The sequence below is a fragment of the Paraplanobispora takensis genome (assembly GCF_016863195.1).
Classification (GTDB): domain Bacteria; phylum Actinomycetota; class Actinomycetes; order Streptosporangiales; family Streptosporangiaceae; genus Planobispora; species Planobispora takensis.
The window spans coordinates 24475-43476 of record NZ_BOOK01000007.1; the positions used below are offsets into that span (position 1 = coordinate 24475).

Consider the following 19002-nt stretch of genomic DNA (forward strand, 5'->3'; position numbering starts at 1 on the left):
TAGATGAAGTCACCCGCACCGCCCCCTCACGTCGAAGGCCTCCGCCCGCCGGGCAGCGGCCCGACCGACCCCGAGTCCCAGACCAGGAAGCGCATGCCGTTCTGGGACAGGATCAAGTTCGTCCTCATCCTGACGATCATCTACTTCGTGCTGGTCTGGAACAAGATGGCCTCCTTCGAGGGCGTCATGAGCTTCCAGGACGCGCTGATCCTCACCGCCCGGGACGCACCGTGGATCTTCTGGCTGCTGGGCGCCGAGATCCTGCGTCAGATCCACTTCGGCATCAGCGAGCACTCGGCCGGCTACCACGGGTTCTGGACGCGCTCGGTGTTCGGCGGCTTCGAACGCTGGACCCATCGCCGCTTCTCCGACTGGAACCGCTTCCGCCTCGCCCGGGCCATCAAGTGGCTGTTCTGGATCGGGGTCCTGGCGCTGATCCTCGGCGAGGTGCTCGGCACCTCACCCGCCCTCGCGCTGTTCCAGGCGCCGGCCCTGATCTGGCAGGCGCTGCCGTACGTCGCGCAGCTGGCCTTCGCCTTCTTCTTCATCGCCTTCCAGTTCATCGGCCTGTTCTGGCTGCTGTCGCGCGGTGGGGTCGAGACCTACTTCCCCGACGACATCAAGACGCGCTTCTCCGACGTGTGGGGCCAGGACCACGTGGTCGAGCGGGTCAAGGAGAACATCGTCTTCCTGGAGAAGCCGGACGCCATCGAGGAACGCGGCGGCTACGTGCCCAGCGGCCTGCTGCTGTGGGGGCCGCCCGGCACCGGCAAGACCCTGATGGCCGAGGCGGTGGCGGGTGAGACCGGCAAGCCGTACGTCTTCGTCGACCCCGGCGCGTTCGTCAACATGTTCATGGGCATCGGCATCCTGAAGGTGAAGTCGCTGTTCAGGAAGCTGCGCAAGCTCGCCCTGCGGTACGGCGGCGTCATCGTCTTCTTCGACGAGGCCGACTCCCTCGGCCGCCGCGGCTCGCTGGCCCAGCAGGGTCCCAGGGGCGGGCCCGGCTTCTCCCCGCACTCCGGCGGCTGTCACGGGTTCGGCTATCTGTCGGAGGACACGCGATGGCTGCTGGCCCGCGACACCGGCGGGCGGCAGGAGCCCGAGACCGGGCGCAACCGCTTCTTCATGGGCGGCAACATGGGCGGCGGCGGCGACCCCGGCACCCTGCAGGCGCTGCTCACCGAGCTGTCGGGCCTGAAGAAGCCGCGCGGCCTGGTCAACCGCTACGTGCGCCGGTTGTTCGGCATGCGGCCCAAGCCGCCGCCCAAGTACCGGATCCTGGTCATGATGGCCACCAACATGCCCAACTCGCTGGACGAGGCGCTGCTGCGGCCGGGCCGCATCGACCGCATCTACAAGGTGGGCTACCCCTCCAAGGCGGGCCGGGTGCGCACCTACCGGGGCTACTTCGACAAGGTCGAGCACGAGCTGACCGAGGAGCAGCTCGACAAGCTGGCCACGATCACCCCCTACGCCACCGGCGCCACGATCAAGGACCTGGTGAACGAGTCGCTGATCACCGCGATCCGCGACGGCCGCGAGGTCATCACCTGGTCCGACGTGACCCGGGCCAAGCGGCTCAAGCAGCTGGGCCCGCCCGAGGACGTGGAGTACATCGAGCGCGAGCGTCACGCGGTCGCCGTGCACGAGGCGTGCCACGCCGTGGCCGCCTACCGCACGCGCTACCACCTGGAGATCGACATCGCCACGATCGAGAAGGGCGCCGACTATCTCGGCATGGTGGCGAGCATCAAGCCGGAGGACCAGTTCACCCGGTGGAAGTCCGAGCACGAGGCCGACATCATGGTCTCGCTCGCCTCGCTGGCCGGAGAGCGGATGTTCTTCGCCGAGGACAACTCCTCCGGCGTCTCCGGGGACCTGTTCTCGGCCACCTTCCTCACCGCGCTGATGGAGGCGCACTGGGGGATGGGGCGCGGGGTGACCTCACTGCCCGCGCTGCAGGAGCTGGAGATCATGGGCGGCAAGTCCATGCCCAGGCCCGGTGGCGGCGCCGGGGGCATCGGCTTCACCAAGCCGCCCGGCGGCGGGCAGAAGAGCGCTCCCGACGTGCTCGGCGAGCGCATCGAGTACAACCTGGTGCGCCTGCTGGACAAGACGGAGGAGCTGCTGCGGGAGCACCGGCGGGAGGTGCTCTGCCTGGCCCACGCCCTGGAGACCCACAAGACGCTGAACGGCGACGACGTGGTGGCGATCCTGGAACAGCGGCAGGGGCCGCTGGTCGACGGCTCGATCTACCGCTCGGACGACTTCTACGCCGAGATCGAGGAGTACCACCAGGAGGCGGCCAGGGCGCACCGCGAGCACAGCCGGGTGGAGCGCGAACTGCCCGTGCCGTTGACCGTGCCGCGGCTCGAACCCTCCGTCGCGGTCATCCAGGGCTCCGTGGTGACGGGCAACGGGCACGGCTCCTCGGCGTCGCTGGAGCCGCTGGAGGAGCACGGGCCGGAGTTCGTGCCGTGGGAGGACAGGAAGGAGCACGTCGCGGTCGAGACCCCGCTGCCGGAGGTCGTGGACGAGGCGCGGCCCGCCGCGCCCCGGGCCGGGTGGCGCAGGTTCAGGGCCTTCGCGGTGGTCGTGGCCAGTCTCGTGGCCCTGGCCCTGTTCACCCTGCTCGGGGTGTACGTGTTCACCGGGGACCCGTCGGCGATGGCCGGGGTGGGACTCGGCGCGGAACGCGGCACGCTCCTGGTGGTCTTCGTCGCGGTGGTGGCCGTCGTGGTGGGGACGGGCATCGCCTTCGCGGTGATCCGGGGCGTGCAGTCCGCCCGGGCCAGGGCGGAGGCGCAACGGGACCGCGCGGTGGAGCGGGCCCAGCTCCTGGCCGCCGCGATGGATCCGGAGATCGCCATGCGGCTGCTGGGATACAACGGCCCGGACGGCGAGCGCCCGGCCAGGTGATCGGATGAAGGCTGAGAGGCCCTGGGGGGAACCGGGGCGATGGCTCCCGCCGGGGCCTCTCAGCCGAATTCGCCGCGCTTGACCCCGGTGACGAAGGCGTCCCACTCATCGGAGGTGAACGTCAGCGCCGGTCCGTCGGGGTCTTTGGAGTCACGCACCAGATAGAGCCCGCCGGATGCGGATCCCGGCTCGGACGCGGCCGGACCGCCGGGGACGACCGCCACTTCCACGCAGTCGCCTCCGTCGGTGCTGCGGCTGCTCTTGCGCCACGTGACGCGAGAGGGGTCCATCAGGGTCACCCGCCTTCTTCGACTTCTTTCGTTATGTCACCTCTTCGGCCGCCCGGGCAATGCGGGCGGCCGAGGCCCGCTCGTCGAGGGCCAGCGCCGTCAGATCGTCGAACATCCGGGTGTAGCGCCGCGCCTCCTCCGGGTCGTCCGAGACCAGGCCCCTGGTGGCCCGCTCCAGGTAGACCAGGTCGGGGTCGGCGGCCTCGGGGAGCCTGAGCAGGCAGAACTTGCCGTCCATCGCCGCGTGCGCCCCCGCGGAGAACGGGATGACCCGCAGCTCCACGTTGGGCAGCGCGCCGAGCCGGACCAGATGCTCCAGCTGCTCGCGCATCACCTCCCGGCCGCCGACCCGGCGCCACAGGACCGCCTCGTCGAGCACGGCGACCAGGTGGATCGGGTCGCCCGGGCCGTGCAGCAGCCGCTGGCGTGAGGCGCGCACCGCGACCTTCTCGTCGAGCTCGGCGGGGGAGCAGGCGGGGGCGACGGCCTCGATGACCGCGCGGGCGTACGCCTCGGTCTGCGTCAGGCCGGGCACCACCAGCGGCTCGTAGACCCGCACCGCCGACGCCTCGGCCTCCAGCCCGATGTAGGAGTCGAAGCCGGGCTTGAGCGCCCGGCGGTGCCGGTGCCACCAGCCCCGCCGCCGGGCCTCCTTGGCCATCTGGAGCAGGGACTCGCGCTCCTCCCCGCCGACGCCGTACACGCTGGTGAGCGCCGCCACATCGGAGGGCTTGGGGCGGGTCAGGCCCGTCTCGTACCTCCAGAGGGTGGTGTCGGTGGATCCGATCAGGGCGGCGACCTCGGCACGCGAGAGCCCGCTGTCGCACCGGAGGCGGTTCAGTTCGGCCATCAGCCGGCGGTGCCTGGCTGTGGGACTGCACCGGGTCATGACGGGAGACCTCCATCTTCCGGCACGAAACTGAGGAATTTCACTTTGGGATGTCGCTGTCTTTGATAGAACAGTTCACTGTGAGTGAGTGTGCCATCTCAGAGCGCGATCTGCAGAAGAACGCGCCCGCGGGGAGCGAGGCCGACCATGAGGACCGGGCAACAGACCGTCGCACCCCGATCCACCGTCATCCTGCGAGGGGTGCCGGAGGCGGTGACGGTGGCCCGGCGGCAGGTGGCCGAGCTCCTGGGGGAGGGGCACCCGGCCTCCGATGACGTGGTGCTGCTCGTCAGCGAGGTCGTCACGAACTCGGTGGTGCACTCCGGATCGGCCGACGGGGGCCGGGTGGTCATGACCGTGGCGGTGGATTCGGGGGCCGTCACGGTCGAGGTGTGCGACGCCGGTTCGACGAGGTCGGCGCCGTACGTCCGCAACGAGCCGGACGCCGAGGGCGGCCGGGGGTTGTTCCTGGTGGATCTGATCGCCTCCCGGTGGGGGGTGCGGCAGGAGGATCCGCGGGGGAGCAGGACGCTCTGGTTCGAGGTCGCCTTCTGAGGCTCGTGGCGCTCTTCCGAAAGAAGCGGTGACTCCTTTCGGAAGGGCCGGGCTCTTCGGGGAGCGCGGGAGGGGGTAGGGAGAGCTCGGGGAGACGCGAAGGCGGGGAAGGGGGCACGGGGAAGGCGAGCGGGAGGCCGGATCCGGCCACGCTGGAATTGGGTCTTTCCGGATCGACCGCCGTGCTTGACTCTCGGTGCAGGCGTGCGACAACCCCCCGAGCGCGCGCCTGAGGAGGACCCGGTGAGAAACCGTCTGATCGTCGGAATCGCCGCCCTGGCGCTGTTGTGCCTCGGCATGACCGGAGTGGAGGCCGCGGCCGAGCCGCCGCCCAACAGCCAGTACACCGTCGAGGGTCCCAGCGACTCCCGGCAGCGCAGCGCGGTCGCGGCCACGGGTGCCGCGATCGACCAGGTGGACCCCGCCTCGATCGTGGTCACCGCCACGGAGGCCGAGGTCGCCGCCATCAAGAAGCTGGGCTACAAGGTCACGAAGATCAACAGATCGTTATCCCCTGACGCGCGCGCGCTCGACTTCCCGCCGGCCGACTCCGGCTATCACAACTACGCCGAGATGAACGCCGAGATCAACGCCCTGGTCGCGGCCCATCCCAACATCATGAGCCAGAGGGAATACGGCAGGTCGCACGAGAACAGGTCGCTCCGCCTGATCAAGATCAGTGACAACGTGGGCACGGACGAGAACGAGCCCGAGGTGCTGTTCACCCACCACCAGCACGCCCGCGAGCACCTGACGGTCGAGATGGCGCTCTACATCATGCACCTGCTGACCGACAACTACGGCAGCGACAGCCGCATCACCAACCTGGTGAACAGCCGCGAGATCTGGATCATGCCGGACCTGAACCCGGACGGCGGCGAGTACGACATCGCGACCGGCTCCTACCGCTCCTGGCGCAAGAACCGCCAGCCCAACTCGGGTTCGTCCGCCGTGGGCACCGACATGAACCGCAACTGGGCCTACAACTGGGGCTGCTGCAACGGCTCCTCCGGTTCCACCTCCAGTGAGACCTACCGCGGCGCGGCGGCCGAGTCGGCCCCCGAGGTGCGGGCGACGGCCGACTGGGTGCGCAGCCGGGTGATCGGCGGCGTGCAGCAGATCAAGTCGCACATCGACTGGCACACCTACAGCGAGCTGATCCTGTGGCCCTACGGCTACACCTTCAACGACACCGCGCCGGGCCTTACCCAGGACGACCGGGACGCGCACGCCACCCTGGGCCAGAACATGGCCTCCACCAACGGCTACACCCCGGAGCAGGCCAGCGACCTGTACATCACCGACGGGACCATCGACGACTGGATGTGGGGCGTCTACAAGATCTTCAGCTTCACCTTCGAGATGTACCCGGTCGGCTCCAACCCCGGTTTCTACCCGCCCGACGAGCAGATCGTCCCGCAGACCACCCGCAACAGGGAGGCCGTGCTGCGCTTCCTCGAATACTCCGACTGCGTCTACCGGATCATCGGCAAGGAGTCGCAGTACTGCGGGACCGGCACGCCGCCGACGACGGTCTACTCCGACACCTTCGAGACGGCGGCCGGCTGGACCACCAACGCGTCGGGCACCGACACCGCCGTCAGCGGCGCGTGGGAGCGCGGTGACCCGGAGGCCACCACCTCCAGCGGCGCCAAGCAGCTGGGCACCACGGTCAGCGGGACCAACGACCTGGTCACCGGCCGCCTGGCGGGAGCCTCGGCGGGCGCCAACGACATCGACGGCGGCGTCACCAGCATCCAGTCACCGGCGATCACCCTGCCGGCGAGCGGGACGCTGAGCCTGTCGCTGTCGTGGTATCTGGCGCACGGGTCCAACTCCTCCAGCGCCGACTACCTGCGGGTGAGGGTCGTCGGCAGCACCACCTCGACGGTCTTCAACCAGGCGGGCGCGGCGACCAACCGCAACGGCTCCTGGGCGACCGCCACGGCGAACCTGACCGCCTTCGCCGGGCAGAGCGTCAGGATCGTGATCGACGCGGCCGACGCCTCCGGTGCCTCGCTGGTCGAGGCCGGGGTCGACGACGTCAGGATCACGCAGCAGCAGTGAGCGGCTGAACGGTACGGCCGTCGCCCGGCGGCGGCCGTACCCGACCGCGGAAGCCGCGCCGCGCCGCGCCGGAGCCGTACCGCCGGCCGGGCCGTGTCACGCCGGAGCCCTGCCGCCGGCCGGGCCGCGGCCGGCGGGCCGGTGCGGCCTCAGGCCCGGCAGATCAGCTCGCCGTGGAGCAGGGACAGCCAGCCGTCCGGTTCGGCGGCCCAGGCCCTCCAGCCCTCGGAGATGCGGCGCAGGTCGTCCTCGGTGGCGGCGCCCGAGTCCAGGGCTTGGCGGGCCATGTCGGACTTCAGGATCCGCTCGGCCCACATGCCGCCCCACCACTGCCGGTCCTCGGGCGTGGCGAAGCACCAGGTCGAGGAGGTCGCCGAGACGTCGGCGAAGCCGGCGGCCCGGGCCCAGGACAGCAGCCGCCGCCCCGCGTCGGGCTCGCCGCCGTTGGCCCGGGCGACCTTCTGGTAGAGGGCCATCCACTCCTGTAGCTCGGGCTGCTCCGGGAACCAGGTGAAGGCGGCGTAGTCGCTGTCGCGCACCGCGACGATCCCGCCCGGCCTGCAGACCCGCCGCATCTCGCGCAGGGCCTGTACCGGGTCGCCCACGTGCTGCAGCACCTGGTGGGCGTGGACCACGTCGAAGGAGTCGTCGGGGAAGTCCAGCGCGTGCACGTCGGCCACGGCGAACTCGACGCCGGTCAGGCCGCGCCGCGCGACCTCGGCGCGGGCCAGCCCCAGGGCCTCCTCGGTGACCTCGGAGGCGGTGACCGTCCCCGGGGCGACCCGGGCGGCCAGGTCGGCGGTGATGGTGCCGGGCCCGCAGCCCACGTCCAGCAACGACATCCCGGGCTCCAGGTGCGGCAGGAGGTGGGCCGCCGAGTTCTCCACCGTGCGCCAGCGGTGAGAGCGCAGTACGGACTCGTGATGGCCGTGCGTGTACACGGCGTCTTTCGTCGCCACAGGACCACTCCTTCGGTCGGGTGGGCCAACCGTAGCAGTGGTCTCATTCAATGAGAAAGATCGTCTCGTTATGTGAGAATTACTGAATATGGGGATCCCCGTGCTTGTTGTCCCCGACGGCGGCCCGCAGACTTGAACCAGGTCGTCGACGTCACCTGTGGAGGTGGTTGACGTGCAGGAGGAGTTCAGGGCCCTTGAGGCGTGGTCGCTGGAGTGCCTGCAGTGCCGGCATGTGTGGGAACAGGAGTACACCGTCCGCCACCTGACCGACGGACGCGGTCACGACGTGGTGGTCTGGCTGCAGTCCGAGGTCCCCGTCCAGCCGCCGTGGGCGGGGGTGAACTGCCCCGGATGCGGCGTGGACAGGGTGAACGCCTTCCCGCAGACGGGCAGGCCGGGCCGGGAGGCGCCGCCGGCCGTGCCGGCGGATTTCGAGCGGCCGCCGGTGGAGGCGCTGTACACACCCGTCCCTCCCCGGCTGCCCTTCATCTCCCACTGATCGGCGGGCACCGACCTGCGGGCACCGGCCCGGGGGCATCGATCGGCGGGCACCGGCCCGGGAGGCGCGCCTGCGCGGGTCCGCGAGGGGTCGCGCCGCAGCACGCGGCCCCTCGCGGGCGGGGTCGCCCCCTCATGGAAATGCCGCGATCATGGTGAGGGCAACCCCGGCGAACGGCAAAGATCAGATTCGGTACGCCAGGTCGGGGACGATCTCGGCCACGTCCATCTGGGCCTTCTGCAGGCGGCCGGAGTAGTCCCAGTTCATCGCCTGCCAGCGGGTGAACTGGTCGAGCACCCACATCCCCGACTGGCGGCTGCCGTTGCCCGACTTGCCGTTCCCGCCGAAGGGCAGGTGCGCCTCGGCCCCCGAGGTGGAGTTGTTGACGCTGACCATGCCCGCGCCGACGCCCGCCCGGAAGCGGAAGGCGGCCTTGGGGTCGGTGGTGTAGATCGAGGACGACAGGCCGTACCCGGGCAGGTCGGCCAGCTCGATCGCCTCCTCCAGCGTGCCGAACGCGGTCACGCCCACGATCGGCCCGAAGGTCTCCTCCATGAACAGCCGGTCGCCCGCGCGCACGCCGTCCACGACCACCGGGTGGTAGTACAGGCCGCCCGCGCCGTCGAACCCGCTGCGGGGGTTGTCCGCCGTGATCCGCCCGGTGGGCCCGGACACGACCGTGTGGTGCGGCTCGATCCAGCCGAGGTACTCCTCGTAGCGCTCGGCGAACTTGTGGTCCAGCAGCGGCCCGCACAGCACCTCGCCGGCCGGGTCGCCGATCGTCGCACCGGCCACCGCGCGCGTGTAGCGGGCGACGAACTCGTCGTGGACGCTCTCGTGCACGATCACCGTGCCGAGCGAGGTGCAGCGCTGACCGGCCGTGCCGAACCCGGCGAACAGCGCGCCCTCCACCGCCAGGTCCAGATCGGCGTCCGGCATGACCACCATCGGGTTCTTGCCGCCGAGCTCCAGGCAGGGGGACTGCAGGTGCCGCCCGCACAGCTCGCCGATCTTCCTGCCGACCGCGCTGGAGCCGGTGAAGCCGACCTTGTGCACCGTGCCCTCGCCCAGCGCCGCCTCCAGCCCGGCATGGGTCGCCTCGCCGTCGGCGAGCACCAGGCTGAGCACGCCCTCGGGCAGCCCGGCCGCCGCGAACAGCCGGTAGAGCGCGTGCGCGGAGGCGGCGGCGTACTCGGCGGGCTTCCACACCACCGCGTTGCCGCACAGCAGCGCCGGGACGAGGTACCACGACGGCACCGCGACCGGGAAGTTCCCCGCGGTGATCACCGCCGCGACCCCGACCGGCACCCGGAAGGTGAACAGGCTCTTGTCCGGCATCTCACTGGGTACCGTCTGCCCGTACAGCCTGCGTCCCTCGCCGAGGAAGAAGTCGCACGTGTCGACGATCTCGCGGACCTCGCCCAGGGCCTCGGCGTACGGCTTGCCGATCTCCCGGGTGACCAGGCGGGCCAGCGCCTCGGCGTTGGCCTCCACCAGCCGCCCGATCGAGGCGATCACCCGGCCCCGCACCGGGGCGGGGACCTGCGCCCAGTCCCGTTGCGCGGCGGCGGCCGTACGGCAGGCGGAGGAGAAGGTCTCCGCGTCGGCGAGCCGCACGCGCGCGACGACCTCGTCCACGCTGGAGGGGTTGATCGAGTCGTAGACCGCGCCGCCGGACGCTTCCTTCCCGCCGATGAGGGAGACGATGTCGAGGGTCACCTTTGACCTCCTTGGATAGGGCGTGTAACCGCATTGTCTCCGTGCGTCGGCGAGCCGTCACATCCGCCGCTCCGGGACTCCCGCATCCGCTCCGGCCGGGCCGTGCCCGGATCGGCGTGCGGACCGGCGTTCGGATCGGTATGCGGACTGACGTACGGACCGGCGTTCAGATCGACGCCGCGCGCCGGAGGCTGTCCGGCACCCACGGCGGGCAGCGCGGGTCCGTCTCCGCTTCGGCGACGGTGAGCCGGACCGGCCCGGCCACCTCCTGCGGCGAGGCGGCGAAGGGCCGGGCATCGGGCGGCACCGGCCCCCGGAACACCACGTCGACCACGAAGGCCGGCCTGCCGGCCGCGGTGAGACACGCGGTTCCCGTCATGATCGGGGACTCTGCGGGACCGCACCGGAGAGCGGTACCGGTCCCGGGCCGCCCGGAGGGCGTCCCCCCGAACCGTCCACGCCGTGGCCGCGCCGGCGAACCGGACGGGTCGGGGGTCGGAGGCTCCCCCCTCAGATCATGCGGAAGTCGGCGAAGTCGAAGCCGGGGGAGACGACGCAGCTCACCAGCACCGCCTCGGTCCCGGCGGGGCGGGCCGCCTGCCAGGTGCCGGCCGGGACGAGGGCCTGGGGGACCTGGCCCTCCTCCACCAGCGGGCCGAGGGTGAGCGTGACGGCCGGCCGGCCCTCGTGGCCGCCGAGGATCAGGGTCAGCGGGCCGCCCCGGTGCCAGAGCCACACCTCGTCTGAGCGGACCACGTGCGGGCGGGACTCCTCGCCCGGCCCCAGCAGGAAGTAGATGCCGGTGGCGCTCGCGCGCGCCCCGCCGTACCCGTCCGGGGTGAGGGAGTGGGAGGTCCGCCAGGTCTCCCGGAACCAGCCCCCCTCGGGGTGCGGCTGCAGGTCCAGGAGCTCGGCGAGCGGCGGGCGCGGAGAAGTCGTCACCGCACCGATCCTAGGCTTCGCGCCCGGCGAGCGGGTTCCCCGGAGGCGACGCCGGATCATGTCGCGGCCGGAGGCGAGAGGGCGGGACACCCATACGTGCTTTTTACCGGCGATGGCGGACATCGTATGGAGGCCGGCCGAATTTGTCGGCGAGGTTGGCTAGCGTTCGGGCGTGATCGAACGGTGGAACCGGGACCAGGTGCTGGCGCTCGCGCCCGACGCCTCCTCCCAGAAAGCGGCCCACGGGGTGTCCTCGCCCGCCAAGTGGTCGGGCACCGGCGTCACCGCGGAGGCGGTGTGGGGTGAGTGCAAGGGCAGCGGCTCCACGCCGTACCGGGCGTGCGTGGACCTGTCGGAGCCCGCCTACCGGTGCACCTGCCCGAGCCGGAAGTTCCCCTGCAAGCACGCCCTGGGCCTGTTGCTGCTGTGGTCGGCCGACGGCGTGCCGCCGGCCGACGAGCCGGCCGACTGGGTGGGCGAGTGGCTCGCCCAGCGCCGCGCCCGCGCCGAGAAGGCCGCCTCCTCCGCCCGTACGGCCGAGCCCGGCACGACGCCGGCCGGCGGCGCCGGCGCGGGCCGGGACCCCGGCGCATCCGGCGCCGATCCCGGCCAGGCGTCCGGCGCGCCGGGCGCGGGTCCCGGTCAGAGCTCCGACCCCCGGCGCGCCGGGCGGCGCGAGCAGCGGGTCGCGGCCGGCCTGTCGGAGCTGGAGCGCTGGCTGGCCGACCAGATACGGCAGGGCATCGCCGGATCGCGGCGCCACGACCACTGGGACGAGCTGGTCAAACGCCTGGTCGACGCCCAGGCGCCCGGCGTCGCGGGCACCGTCTCCCGGCTCGGCTCGGTCCTGTCCACCGAGGACTGGCCCGCCCGCCTGCTGGCCGAATACTCCCTCCTGCACCTGCTGCTCGTCGCCTACCGCCGCCTGCCCGAGGGCGCCCCCGCCACCGAGGGCCCGGCCGGGGCGGGACTCCGGCAGACCGTGCGCTCCCGCGTCGGGTTCCCGGTCACCAAGGAGGAGGTGCTGGCGGGGGAGAAGGTCCGCGACCTGTGGCACGTGCTGGGCCGGCGGGACCACGAGCAGGACCGGCTGATCACGCGGCGGGTGTGGCTGCGCGGCAGGAAGACCGGCCGGGCCGCCCTGGTGCTGTCCTTCGCCCCCGTCGGCCACGCCCTCGACGCCTCGCTCGTCACCGGCACCGTCGTCGAGGCCGACCTCGCCTTCTACCCCGGCTCCTCCCCGCTGCGCGCCGTCGTGGCGGCCCGCCCCGGCTCCTCCCCGCTGCGCGCCGTCGTGGCGGCCCGCCACGGCGCCGTCCCGTCCGCGGCCTCCCCGGACGCCGCCTCCGATCCGGCCCGGCACGACGACGCCGCGGAGCGGGCGCCCGGGCCGGACACGGCCGTCCCGCCCGGTTCCACCCCGGAACAGGCGCTGCGGGAGGTGGCCGACGCCCTGGCCGGAGACCCGTGGACGGACTCCTGGCCGATCGTCCTCGACGGGGTGGTCCCGATGAGGAACGGTTCGTGGATGCTCGGCGACTCCTCCGGGGGGCTCCCGCTGCACCCCTCGGCGGGCACCCCCTGGCGGCTGGCCGCCGTCTCCGGCGGGCACCCGCTGACGGTCGCCGCCGAATGGACCCCCCGGGGCCTGCGGCCCCTGTCGACCTGGGACGAGGAAGGCCGGGTGGTGGTGCTGTGAACACCCCGACGAACTCCGCCGCGGCGGCCATGACCGCGTGGGAGGACCTGGTGTCCACCGCGCTCGTCGGCACCGACCGCAGGCCGCTGCCGGACCCGCCCGGCACCGCCGGCCGGACGGCTGCCGCTCGCACCGGCGGCCCCGCGGCGGCCTCCCACGTCGCCGGCCATGCGGCCGATCCCGCGACCGAACTGCTGGAGCGGGCCGCCGTGCGCACCGTCCGGGCCCGGGCCGGGCAGCGGCTGCGCGCGGGCGAGGCGCTGGAGGCCGCCCCGGCGGAGGACCGGCCGGCCGTGTCACGGGCCGCCGCCGACCGGCTGGCCCGCATCCTCGGCGGGGAACGGCCGAGGCTGCTGGCCGAGTGGCTGGAGACCGCCGCCGGTCGCGGGCACCGGCTCGCGCCGCACCTGCTGCCCGAGCTTCTCGACCACGCCGCCCGCGACCGCTCGATCCGGCCCCACCTGGGCGTCCTGGCCGGACACCGGGGCCGCTGGCTGGCCGGGCTCAACCCCGCGTGGAGCTTCCTGCTGGAGGAGGCCACCGCGGCCGGTCCGAGCCCGGAGGTGTGGGAACTGGGCACCTCCGGCGACCGCCGCGTCCACCTGAGCACGCTGCGGGCCGCCGACCCCGCGGCCGCCCGCGAGCTGCTCGCGGCCACCTGGGAGCAGGAGTCGCCCGGTGACCGGGCCGCGTTCCTGGAGCTCCTCGCCGAGAGGCTCTCCCCCGGCGACGAGCCGTTCCTGGAGGCCGCGCTCGACGACCGCCGCCGCGAGGTCAGGCACCAGGCCGCCGACCTGCTCACCCGCCTGCCCGGCTCGCGGCTGGCCCGGCGCATGGCCGAGCGCGTCTCCCGGCGCTTCGCCGTCGCCGACGGGAAGATCCACGTCGATCCGCCCTTCGAGTGCGACGCCGAGATGGAGCGCGACGGCGTGCGCGCCAAGCCGCCGCACGGCACCGGCGAGCGGAGCTGGTGGCTGCAGCAGCTCGTGGCCCGCACGCCGCTCGGCGTCTGGAGCGACCTGCTGGGCCGCCCGCCCGGCGAGCTCGTCCGCATGGAGGTCGTCGACTGGGGCCGGGAGGTCATGGCCGGCTGGGTGCGGGCGGCCGTGCTCCAGGGCGATCCCGTCTGGGCGCGGGAGCTGTTCGACTGGGACCCCCTGGCCGACCTGCTGGCCGTACTGCCCCGCGAGGAGCAGGGCGCCGTGGCCGCCCGGTTCGTCCGCTCCCACGGTTTGGACGGCCAGCTCATCATGGTCCTCGGCGGGGCCGCGGCCCCGTGGGGGCCCGAGCTGTCCAAGGCCGTGCTCCAGAAGATCGTCGAGCTGTCCGGCACCCAGCCCTGGAACCTCGGCGAGCTGAGCCGGCTGGCCGGCGAACGCGTCGACCCGGCCCTGTACGGCCTGGCGGAACGGCTGTCGCCCGAACCGCCCGTCCAGGAGGTCGCCGCCCTCCTGCGTTTCCGTGACGACATGCTTAAGGAGCTTCGATGACGACGGTGCTGCGCCCGCACGCCGAGGACCAGTACGCCGAAGAGCTGGAGATCCTCTCCAAGGACGACGACCGGACCAGGCCGCCGGGCTGGAAGCTCTCGCCGTGGGCGGTGACCGCCTACATCCTGGGCGACGGAGAGCGGATCACCCCCAAGTACATCGGTCCCCGCCGCATCGTCGAGGTGGCCGTGGCGACCCTGGCCACCGACCGGGCGCTGCTGCTGCTCGGCGTGCCCGGCACCGCCAAGACCTGGCTCTCGGAGCACCTGGCCGCCGCCATCAGCGGCGACTCCACCCTGCTGGTGCAGGGTACGGCCGGCACCGCCGAGGAGGCCGTGCGCTACGGCTGGAACTACGCGAGGCTGCTGGCCGAAGGCCCCTCCCGGCAGGCGCTCACCCCGAGCCCGGTGATGCGCGCTATGGCCGAGGGCCGCATCGCCCGGGTCGAGGAGCTGACCCGCATGCCCTCCGACGTCCAGGACGCCCTCATCACCGTGCTGTCGGAGAAGACGCTGCCGATCCCCGAGCTGAACGAGGAGGTCCAGGCGGCGCGCGGGTTCAACGTCATCGCCACCGCCAACGACCGCGACCGGGGCGTCAACGAGCTGTCCAGCGCGCTGCGCCGCAGGTTCAACACCGTCGTGCTCCCGGTCCCGGCCACCGCCGAGGAGGAGATGGACATCGTCTCCCGCCGGGTGGAGCAGCTCGGCCGCTCCCTGGAACTGCCCGAGATCCCGACCGCGCTGGAGGAGATCCGCCGGGTCGTGACGGTCTTCCGCGAGCTGCGGGCCGGCGTCACCGAGGACGGCCGTACCAAGGTCAAGTCGCCCAGCGGCACCCTCAGCACCGCCGAGGCCATCTCGGTCATCACCAGCGGCGTGGCCCTGGCGGCCCACTTCGGCGACGGCGTGCTGCGCCCCTCCGACGTGGCCGCGGGGATCGTCGGCGCCGTGGTCCAGGACCCGGTCTCCGACCGCGTCGTGTGGCGCGAATACCTCGAGACCGTCGTCCGCGAGCGCCGGGACTGGCGCGACTTCTACCGGGCGTGCCGTGACGCCGACTGAGCCCGCCGCGGGAGATCGGCGACGCGGCGGGCGGTGGAGGGCTCACGGAGACATGACAGGAGGCGGGCGGTGAACGTATCCGTTCTCGGCGTCCGGCACCACGGGCCGGGCTCCGCGCGTTCCCTGCGCGAGGAGCTGGAGCGCCTCAAGCCCGACATCGTGCTCATCGAGGGACCGCCCGAGGCCGACGGGCTCGTCGGCCTGGCGGCGGAGCCCGACCTGGAGCCGCCGGTGGCGCTGCTGGCACACGTGCCGGGCGAGCCGGCCAAGGCCGCGTTCTGGCCGTTCGCCGTCTTCTCCCCCGAGTGGCAGGCGATCCGCCACGCGGTGGGGGAGGGCGTGCCGGTGCGCTTCTGCGACCTGCCCGCCGTGCACAGCCTCGCTCTTGCGGAGCGGGGGCGGCAGACCCCTGACGAGGCCGGGGCGCCGGATCCCGCCGCGGAGACGGATCCGGCCGGGGAGCCGGGAGCGGGCGGGCGGGAGGAATCCGCAGGAGAGGCGGACGACCGGGAGCGGGCCGTACGGATCGACCCGATCGGCGAGCTGGCCCGCGCCGCCGGATACGACGATCCCGAGCGGTGGTGGGAGGACGCGGTCGAGCACCGCGGCGACACGCCGTTCCAGGTGATCGCCGAGGCGATGGCCGCGGTCCGCGAGGGATACGTCCCCGACGAGCACGAGGCGCGCCGCGAGGCCTTCATGCGCCGCACGATCCGCAAGGCGGTCAAGGACGGGTTCGAGCGGGTCGCCGTGGTCTGCGGAGCCTGGCACGTCCCCGCCCTGACGGGCCGGGACGGCGGGCGGGCCTGGGGCGCCGGGTTGCCGACGGCGAAGGCGGACGACGCGCTGCTGCGCGGCCTGCCGAAGGCCAAGGTGGAGATGACCTGGGTGCCGTGGACCTACGGGCGGCTGGCCGCCTGGAGCGGATACGGCGCGGGCGTGACCTCCCCGGGCTGGTACCACCACCTGTTCGCCTCCCCCGACCGGCCGGTGGAGCGGTGGCTGACCGAGGCCGCCGGGCTGCTGCGCGCGGAGGATCTGCCGGTCTCCTCCGCGCACGTCATCGAGGCGGTACGGCTGGCGCGGTCCCTGGCGGTGCTGCGGGGACGCCCGCTGGCCGGGCTGGCGGAGGTCACCGAGGCGGTCAGGGCCGTCCTGTGCGAGGGCGACGACCTGCCGGTGGAGCTGGTCCAGCGGCGGATGGTCGTGGGCGAGCGGCTCGGCCACGTCCCCGACACGACCCCGATGGTCCCCCTCCAGCGCCACCTGCGCGAGGAGCAGCGCAGGCTCAAGCTCAAGGCGGAGGCGCTCGACCGGGAGATCGACCTCGACCTGCGCAAGCCCCTCGACCTCGACCGCAGCAGGCTGCTGCACCGCCTGCGCCTGCTCGGCGTGGGCTGGGGCACCCCCAGGGAGAGCAGGGGCAAGGGCACCTTCCGCGAGTCCTGGATGATCGCCTGGCGTCCCGAGTTCGACCTCGACCTGATCGAGGCGAGCGCCTGGGGCACCACCGTGCCCGCCGCGGCCACCGCCCGCGTCCGCGACCTCGCCAAGGGGGGAACGGGACACGGCGGGAGCGGCCCGGGTGGTTCCGGCAGCGGTGGTCCGGGCGTTCCCGGTGGGTCAGGCGGCCCGGGCCGGCCGGGTGTTCCGGGCGGGTCAGGCGCTCCCGGCGGTCCGGGCCGGTCGGGTGTTCCGGGCGGCGGGGTCTCGCTCGCCGACCTCACCGGGCTGGTGGAGAGATGCCTGCTCGCCGACCTGCAGGACGCGCTGCCGGACGTGCTGGACGCCCTGTCCGAACGGGCGGCGCTGGACGGCGACGTGACGCACCTGATGGCGGCGCTGCCGGCGATGGTCCGCGCTCAGCGCTACGGCGACGTGCGCGGGACGTCCGCCGCCGGCCTGGACGTGATCGTCGAGGCCATGCTCACCCGGATCTGCGTCGGCCTGGGCGGGGCGGTCACCGCACTGGACGACGACGCCGCCCGCGAACTGCTCGGTCACGTCGACGCGGTGCACACCGCCGTCGGCCTGCTCGACGCCGGCGCCGAGGCGGACGTACGGCGGTCGCCGGGTTCCGCCGCCCGGCCGGGCGGACCGGGATCCACCGTCGGCGACGGGCCGCCCGAACCCTCCGGCGGGTCACCCGCTGAGCCGGGTGCGGCGGGGCTCGCTGCCGGTGACGGGCCGTCAGGGCCGTCCGGCGGGTCACCGGCCGGGCGGGGTGACGATCCGGTGCGGGATCGGCCCAGGGAGCGGTGGCTGGGGGCGCTGCGCGCGGTGTCCGGGCGGCGTGATCTGCACGGGCTGATCGAGGGACGGCTCGTCAGGATCCTGCTGGACGCCGGAGACCTCGACGCCGGACAGGCCGGGCGGCGGATGTCGCGGGCGATGTCGGCGGGGCATCCGCCCGCCAGGGTCGCTGCCTGGGTCGAGGGGTTCGTCTCCGGAGGCGGGCTGCTGCTCGTGCACGACGCCCGGCTGCTCGGGCTGGTCGACGGGTGGCTGACCGGTCTGTCCCCGGAGGCCTTCGTGGACGTGCTGCCCCTGCTGCGGCGGAGCTTCGGAGCCTTCGCCGCGCCGGAGCGCCGCTCGATCGGCGAGCGGGTCCGCTCGCTGGCCACCGGGGAGGGACCCGGAGCCGGCGAGGCGGAGGAGATCGACGAGGAGCGCGCGGCGGCGGCCGTGCGGACCGTGCTGGCCATCCTGGGGAGGGCGTGATGGACGAGGAGCGGCTGCGCCGCTGGCGGCTGGTGCTCGGCGGGGACGCCGACGGCACCGGATGCGCGCTGAGCGGCACCGACGCCCAGATGGACGGTGCTCTGGCCGCGCTCTACAACAGCGGCGGCTCCGGAGGGCCGGGCGGATCCGCCGAGCGCGGCGCCGGGCTCGGCGCGTCCGCGCCGCGGGTCGCGCGCTGGCTGGGCGACATCAGGTCCTACTTCCCCTCGACCGTGGTCCAGGTGATGCAGAAGGACGCCGTCGAGCGGCTGAACCTGACCCGGCTGATGCTGGAGCCGGAGATGCTGGAGGCGGTCGAGCCGGACGTCCACATGGTCGGCACGCTCCTGTCGCTCAACCGGGTCATGCCCGACAAGGCACGCGAGTCGGCCCGCGCACTGGTCCGCAAGGTCATCTCGGAGCTGGAGCGGCGGCTGGTCCAGAAGACCAAGGCCGCGGTGAGCGGCGCGCTGGACCGCGCGGCCAGGACCCACCGCCCCAAGCGGGTCGCCGACATCGACTGGGACCGGACGATCCGCGCCAACCTCAAGAACTATCTCCCCGAGAAGAACACGGTGATCCCCTCACGGCTGGTCGGGTACGGCAGACGCCGGCGCGCGGTCCAGCGTGAGGTGGTGCTCTGCATCGACCAGAGCGGCTCGATGGCGGCCTCGGTCGTCTACTCCAGCGTCTTCGGCGCGGTGCTGGCCTCGATGCGCTCGCTGAAGACGTCGCTGGTGGTCTTCGACACCGCGGTCGTCGACCTCACCGACCAGTTGCACGACCCGGTCGAGCTGCTGTTCGGCACCCAGCTCGGCGGCGGCACCGACATCAACCGGGCCATCGCCTACAGCCAGGGGCTCATCACCCGGCCCAACGACTCCATCTTCATCCTGATCAGCGACCTGTACGAGGGCGGGGTCCGGGAGGAGATGCTGCGCCGGGTCGCCCAGATGACCGCCTCCGGGGTGCAGGTGATCGTGCTGCTGGCGCTGTCGGACGAGGGCGCGCCCTACTACGACCACGACAACGCCGCCGCGCTCGCGGCGATGGGGGTCCCCGCCTTCGCCTGCACTCCCGACGCCTTCCCCGACCTGATGGCCGCCGCGATCGAGCGCCGCGACATCGGCCGGTGGGCCGAGCGGTACCTGGAGCGCTCGGCGGGGTGAGCCCGTCTGCTGCTCGG

At 73.0% G+C, this 19002-nt stretch carries 15 protein-coding genes; 9 read left to right on the forward strand and 6 right to left on the reverse strand.

The features are described 5' to 3' along the window. Nucleotides 1-3: 3 nt before the first annotated feature. Nucleotides 4-2922, forward strand: coding sequence for an AAA family ATPase (locus Pta02_RS06195; RefSeq protein WP_203873712.1), 2919 nt, complete (start codon nt 4-6; stop codon nt 2920-2922). A gap of 59 nt (nt 2923-2981) precedes the next feature. Here the strand turns inward: Pta02_RS06195 and Pta02_RS06200 are convergent, their stop codons facing one another. After that, nucleotides 2982-3212: a DUF397 domain-containing protein gene (locus Pta02_RS06200; RefSeq protein WP_203873713.1), complete on the reverse strand. Its 231-nt coding sequence runs from the start codon at nt 3210-3212 to the stop codon at nt 2982-2984. Nucleotides 3213-3243: 31 nt separating this feature from the next. Continuing rightward, a complete protein-coding gene (locus tag Pta02_RS06205) occupies nt 3244-4062 on the reverse strand; it encodes a helix-turn-helix domain-containing protein (RefSeq protein WP_203873714.1) in 819 nt (272 codons plus the stop codon). A gap of 186 nt (nt 4063-4248) precedes the next feature. Between Pta02_RS06205 and Pta02_RS06210 the strand changes: the two genes are divergently transcribed. Both Pta02_RS06210 and Pta02_RS06215 read left to right on the forward strand, forming a co-directional pair. After that, nucleotides 4249-4656: an ATP-binding protein gene (locus tag Pta02_RS06210; protein WP_203873715.1), complete on the forward strand. Its 408-nt coding sequence runs from the start codon at nt 4249-4251 to the stop codon at nt 4654-4656. Between the two features lie 243 nt (nt 4657-4899). Continuing rightward, nucleotides 4900-6723 carry a M14 family metallopeptidase gene (locus Pta02_RS06215; RefSeq protein WP_203873716.1) on the forward strand — a complete coding sequence of 608 codons (1824 nt, stop codon included), beginning with the start codon at nt 4900-4902 and terminating at the stop codon, nt 6721-6723. A gap of 149 nt (nt 6724-6872) precedes the next feature. On the opposite strand, the gene Pta02_RS06220 is transcribed toward Pta02_RS06215, so the two are convergent. Next, nucleotides 6873-7682 carry a class I SAM-dependent methyltransferase gene (locus Pta02_RS06220; RefSeq protein WP_203873717.1) on the reverse strand — a complete coding sequence of 270 codons (810 nt, stop codon included), beginning with the start codon at nt 7680-7682 and terminating at the stop codon, nt 6873-6875. Nucleotides 7683-7845: 163 nt separating this feature from the next. On the opposite strand from Pta02_RS06220, the gene Pta02_RS06225 reads away from it, so the two are divergent. Continuing rightward, nucleotides 7846-8181, forward strand: coding sequence for a hypothetical protein (locus tag Pta02_RS06225; protein WP_203873718.1), 336 nt, complete (start codon nt 7846-7848; stop codon nt 8179-8181). A gap of 183 nt (nt 8182-8364) precedes the next feature. On the opposite strand, the gene Pta02_RS06230 is transcribed toward Pta02_RS06225, so the two are convergent. The 3 genes from Pta02_RS06230 to Pta02_RS06240 all read right to left on the reverse strand — a co-directional run bounded on the left by Pta02_RS06230 (nt 8365) and on the right by Pta02_RS06240 (nt 10842). Beyond that, nucleotides 8365-9900, reverse strand: a complete 1536-nt coding sequence (locus tag Pta02_RS06230; protein ID WP_203873719.1) for an aldehyde dehydrogenase family protein — start codon at nt 9898-9900, stop codon at nt 8365-8367. A gap of 166 nt (nt 9901-10066) precedes the next feature. After that, entirely contained in the window at nt 10067-10279 is a 213-nt protein-coding gene (locus Pta02_RS06235) for a hypothetical protein (protein ID WP_203873720.1), read from the reverse strand. A gap of 131 nt (nt 10280-10410) precedes the next feature. Beyond that, nucleotides 10411-10842: a cupin domain-containing protein gene (locus tag Pta02_RS06240; RefSeq protein WP_203873721.1), complete on the reverse strand. Its 432-nt coding sequence runs from the start codon at nt 10840-10842 to the stop codon at nt 10411-10413. A gap of 172 nt (nt 10843-11014) precedes the next feature. On the opposite strand from Pta02_RS06240, the gene Pta02_RS06245 reads away from it, so the two are divergent. The 5 genes from Pta02_RS06245 to Pta02_RS06265 all read left to right on the forward strand — a co-directional run bounded on the left by Pta02_RS06245 (nt 11015) and on the right by Pta02_RS06265 (nt 18985). Beyond that, nucleotides 11015-12541, forward strand: a complete 1527-nt coding sequence (locus Pta02_RS06245; RefSeq protein ID WP_203873722.1) for an SWIM zinc finger family protein — start codon at nt 11015-11017, stop codon at nt 12539-12541. Next, nucleotides 12538-14031 carry a DUF5691 domain-containing protein gene (locus Pta02_RS06250; RefSeq protein ID WP_239129725.1) on the forward strand — a complete coding sequence of 498 codons (1494 nt, stop codon included), beginning with the start codon at nt 12538-12540 and terminating at the stop codon, nt 14029-14031. Before Pta02_RS06245 ends, Pta02_RS06250 begins: the two co-directional genes overlap by 4 nt. Beyond that, the gene (locus Pta02_RS06255; RefSeq protein ID WP_203873723.1) at nt 14028-15095 is read left to right on the forward strand and encodes an ATP-binding protein; all 1068 of its coding nucleotides are present in this window, start codon (nt 14028-14030) and stop codon (nt 15093-15095) included. The genes Pta02_RS06250 and Pta02_RS06255 overlap by 4 nt, the downstream gene beginning before the upstream one ends. 69 nt (nt 15096-15164) lie before the next feature. Continuing rightward, nucleotides 15165-17816 (forward strand): DUF5682 family protein, encoded by a 2652-nt coding sequence (locus Pta02_RS06260; protein WP_203873724.1) that lies wholly within the window; start codon nt 15165-15167, stop codon nt 17814-17816. Further along, nucleotides 17816-18985, forward strand: a complete 1170-nt coding sequence (locus Pta02_RS06265) for a VWA domain-containing protein (protein ID WP_203873725.1) — start codon at nt 17816-17818, stop codon at nt 18983-18985. Before Pta02_RS06260 ends, Pta02_RS06265 begins: the two co-directional genes overlap by 1 nt. Nucleotides 18986-19002: the final 17 nt, after the last annotated feature.

Excerpts from the sequence above, each read along its gene's own strand:
- Pta02_RS06195 (WP_203873712.1), top strand. The coding sequence starts at position 4 with ATGAAGTCACCCGCACCGCCCCCTCACGTCGAAGGCCTCCGCCCGCCG.
- Pta02_RS06200 (WP_203873713.1), bottom strand. The coding sequence starts at position 3,212 with ATGGACCCCTCTCGCGTCACGTGGCGCAAGAGCAGCCGCAGCACCGAC.
- Pta02_RS06205 (WP_203873714.1), bottom strand. The coding sequence starts at position 4,062 with ATGGCCGAACTGAACCGCCTCCGGTGCGACAGCGGGCTCTCGCGTGCC.
- Pta02_RS06210 (WP_203873715.1), top strand. The coding sequence starts at position 4,249 with ATGAGGACCGGGCAACAGACCGTCGCACCCCGATCCACCGTCATCCTG.
- Pta02_RS06235 (WP_203873720.1), bottom strand. The coding sequence starts at position 10,279 with ATGACGGGAACCGCGTGTCTCACCGCGGCCGGCAGGCCGGCCTTCGTG.
- Pta02_RS06255 (WP_203873723.1), top strand. The coding sequence starts at position 14,028 with ATGACGACGGTGCTGCGCCCGCACGCCGAGGACCAGTACGCCGAAGAG.
- Pta02_RS06265 (WP_203873725.1), top strand. The coding sequence starts at position 17,816 with ATGGACGAGGAGCGGCTGCGCCGCTGGCGGCTGGTGCTCGGCGGGGAC.